The sequence below is a fragment of the Paenibacillus sp. GbtcB18 genome (assembly GCF_019091125.1).
Taxonomy (GTDB): Bacteria; Bacillota; Bacilli; order Paenibacillales; family NBRC-103111; genus Paenibacillus_F; species Paenibacillus_F chitinolyticus.
The window spans coordinates 1-248 of the sequence record NZ_JAGXJX010000644.1; the positions used below are offsets into that span (position 1 = coordinate 1).

The 248-nt window shown below is 51.6% G+C and carries 2 tRNA genes; both read left to right on the forward strand.

The features are described 5' to 3' along the window. Positions 1–77 precede the first annotated feature (77 nt). A tRNA-Trp gene (locus KVT34_RS30740) sits at positions 78–151 on the forward strand. Between the two features lie 22 nt (positions 152–173). Continuing rightward, positions 174–246 (forward strand) — tRNA-His (locus KVT34_RS30745). Positions 247–248: the final 2 nt, after the last annotated feature.

A 248-nucleotide genomic window follows, 5' to 3' on the forward strand; every position in this document is an offset into this window, starting at 1 on the left:
GTGGCCAAACGCAGCAGACTGTAAATCTGTTCTCTGACGAGTTCGGTGGTTCGAATCCATCAGCCTCCACCAGTTTTAGGGGCATAGTTTAAAGGTAGAACAGCGGTCTCCAAAACCGTTAGTGTGGGTTCAATTCCTGCTGCCCCTGCCAATTAACTTCAAAACCTTATATGGCGGTCGTGGCGAAGTGGTTAACGCATCGGTTTGTGGATCCGACATTCGGGGGTTCAATTCCCCTCGTCCGCCCC